Origin of the sequence: Streptomyces graminilatus (genome assembly GCF_001418565.1) — a bacterium.
Taxonomy (GTDB): domain Bacteria; phylum Actinomycetota; class Actinomycetes; order Streptomycetales; family Streptomycetaceae; genus Streptomyces; species Streptomyces graminilatus.
The window spans coordinates 1-3033 of sequence record NZ_LIQQ01000611.1 but is presented as its reverse complement, the minus strand read 5'-3'; the positions used below and the strand labels follow the sequence as shown (position 1 = coordinate 3033).

Below are 3033 nucleotides of genomic sequence, written 5' to 3'. Positions count from 1 at the left end.
TGCGAAGCAGACCCGCGCGCGCGGGTCTGCTTCGCAGGACACGCAGAGCGTCAGGTGCGGGTCCGTGGGGGCTGGGCGCGCCGTTCCCCGCGCCCCTGACGGGCGCGGGGCGCCCGGCTCGGGCCGGTGAAGGCCGGCCCCCGTGCCGATCCTTCGCGAAGCGGCTACGTGTCGGCGTACTTCGCGTCCGCCGCCGGGTCCAGGGCCAGGCGGTAGCCGCGTTTGACGACCGTCTGGATCAGCTTGGGGGCGCCCAGGGACGTGCGCAGGCGGGCCATCGCTGTTTCGACCGCGTGTTCGTCGCGGCCTGCGCCCGGGAGCGCGCGCAGCAGGTCGGCGCGGGCCACGACCCAGCCCGGACGGCGGGACAGGGCCCGCAGCAGGGACATTCCGGCGGGCGGTACGGGACGCAGCGCGCCGTCGACGATGACGGCGTGGCCACGGATCTCGACCCGGTGTCCGGCGACCGGCAACGCCCTTGCGCGGGCCGGGAGTTCCTGGCAGAGGAGCTGTACGAGGGGGCCGAGCCGGAAGCGTTCGGGGGAGACCGTGTCGACGCCGTGGGCCTGGAGCGGCAGCGCGGTGACCGGGCCGACGCAGGCGGGCAGGACGTCGTGGTGGAGGGCGGCCAGGAGTTCCGGGAGCAGGCCCCGCTTCTCGGCGCGGGAGAGGAGGGACGCGGCGGCCGGGGCGCTGGTGAAGGTGAGCGCGTCCAGGCCGCGTGACACCGTGGCGTCGAGGAGGCGGTCGACGGGGGCGATGTCCTCCGGCGGCATCCAGCGGTAGACCGGTACGCCCACGACCTCGGCGCCCGCCGCCCGCAGCGACTCGACGAAACCGGGCAGGGGCTCGCCGTGCAGCTGGATGGCGATACGGCGTCCCTCGACGCCCTCCTCCAGCAGCCGGTCGAGCACCTCGGCCATGGACTCGGAGGACGGTGACCAGTCCTCCGTCAGCCCGGCGGCACGAACGGATCCCTTGACCTTCGGGCCCCGGGCCAGCAATTCCACGCCGCCCAGGCAGGCGAGCAGGTCGTCGCCGAGGCCCCAGCCGTCGGCGGCCTCGATCCAGCCCCGGAAGCCGATGGCGGTGGTCGCGACGACAATGTCCGGCGCCTGGGCGATGAGCTGCTTGGTGGCCGCGAGCAGCTCGCTGTCGTCGGCGAGCTGGACGATCCGCAGAGCGGGCGCGTGTATGACGGCGGCGCCCCGTCGCTGGAGCAGTGTCCCGAGTTCGTCGGCCCGACGCGCGGCGGTGACGCCCACGGTGAACCCCGCGAGGGGCCCGTGGTCAGGCTGCTCCGGGGGCTCCGGTCGTTCTGGTCGCTGCTGTTCGTCGTACATGGCTCTCGTCCCGCAGTCGGGTCAGTCCGGCTCTGGCGTGCCGAACGAGCCTGTCAACGGTGCGTGACAGGCTCGGTTCGACAACATGTCGCTGGTGTTACTTAAGCCGCTTCGGGTGCAACTCACACCTCGGCGTAGCTGAGCTGCTGCTTTGCTGCCGAGGCGGCGGTTTCTGTTGCCTGTGTGGTCGCCGGGCGGCGAAGGTATACGGCCCAGGTGACAAGGAAACACACCCCGTAGAAGGCGAGGAAGGCGACGAAGGCACCGGTGCCGGAGCCGACGCTCAGGAAGGACTGGCGGAAGGCGAGGTTGATCCCGAGGCCGCCGAGCGCGCCCACCGCACCGATGAGGCCCATGGAGGCGCCGGACAGGCGACGGCCGTAGGCGGCGGCCTCCTCGCCCTCCAGTCCCTTGGCGAGGGCCTTGGCCTGGAAGATGCCGGGGATCATCTTGAAGGTCGAGCCGTTGCCGAGGCCGCTGAGGACGAACAGGGCGATGAAGGCCGTGGTGAAGAGGGGCAGCGACTTCTGGGTGGACGCGAAGACGATGACTCCGGTGGCGCCGGCCATGGCGACGTAGTTCCACAGCGTGATCTTCGCCCCGCCGAAGCGGTCGGCGAGCGCGCCGCCCACGGGCCGGATCAGGGAGCCGAGCAGCGGGCCGATGAAGGTGACGTACGCGGACTGGAGCGGCGTACGCCCGAACTGGGTCTGGAGGACGAGGCCGAAGGCGAAGCTGTAGCCGATGAACGACCCGAACGTCCCGATGTAGAGGAAGGACATGATCCAGGTGTGCGCGTCCTTGACGGCGTCCTTGGCGGCACCGGTGTCGTTCTTCAGCGACGAGATGTTGTCCATCTTGACGGCGGCGAGAACGGCGGCGAGGACGATGAGCGGGATGTAGATCCCGAGGAGTACGCGCGGTCCGCCGCTGGCGCCGATGACGGCGAGGCCGATGAGCTGCACGACCGGGACACCGATGTTGCCGCCGCCCGCGTTGAGCCCGAGCGCCCACCCCTTCTTCCTGAGCGGGAAGAAGGCGTTGATGTTGGTCATGCTGGAGGCGAAGTTGCCGCCGCCGATGCCGGCGAGCATGGCGCAGACGAGGAAGGTGTCGAAGGACGTCCCCGGGTGCATGACGACGAACGCCGCGATCGTCGGGATGAGCAGGAGCGACGCGGAGACGATCGTCCAGTTCCGGCCACCGAAGAGGGCGACGGCGAAGGTGTAGGGGACGCGGACGACGGCGCCGACGGCGGTGGCCATCGACACGATGAAGAACTTGTCGGCCGGGGTGAGCCCGTACTCGGGCCCCATGAACAGCACCATCACGGACCACAGCGTCCAGATGGAGAAGCCGATGTGCTCGGAGAGCACGGAGAAGAACAGATTACGGCGGGCGACCTTCTCGCCGGTCGCGCTCCAGAAGGCCTCGTTCTCGGGATCCCAGTGCTCGATCCAGCGGCCTCCCCTGCCGGGTGCGGGGGCTGAACTAGGGGCTGTCATGACGCCTCCACGGTGGTCCGGGGCTCGGGTGATTCGTTTGGGGGGTGCTGAGCGGTGATGAGTCCCGAAGGTAGGCAGACCGCGTTTCCGCCCTTGTGGCTGCGGGTGACCGGAAGGGAACTTCGCGCTCACCCCGGGCGGAGGCGGGATGAGAGGTTACGCGGAGAGAGGCTCGGGGGGGGGAG

General features: G+C 70.5%; 2 protein-coding genes. Both read right to left on the bottom strand.

The features are described from left to right. Positions 1-164: 164 nt before the first annotated feature. Positions 165-1343, bottom strand: coding sequence for a uroporphyrinogen-III synthase (locus AOK08_RS38055; protein ID WP_055534617.1), 1179 nt, complete (start codon positions 1341-1343; stop codon positions 165-167). A 122-nt stretch (positions 1344-1465) separates the two neighbouring features. Then, positions 1466-2848, bottom strand: a complete 1383-nt coding sequence (locus tag AOK08_RS38050; RefSeq protein ID WP_055534615.1) for a nitrate/nitrite transporter — start codon at positions 2846-2848, stop codon at positions 1466-1468. Between the last annotated feature and the right edge of the window lie 185 nt (positions 2849-3033).

What these genes read in the sequence shown, in the direction of transcription:
- AOK08_RS38055 (WP_055534617.1), bottom strand. Translation starts at nt 1,343, where the DNA reads ATGTACGACGAACAGCAGCGACCAGAACGACCGGAGCCCCCGGAGCAG.
- AOK08_RS38050 (WP_055534615.1), bottom strand. Translation starts at nt 2,848, where the DNA reads ATGACAGCCCCTAGTTCAGCCCCCGCACCCGGCAGGGGAGGCCGCTGG.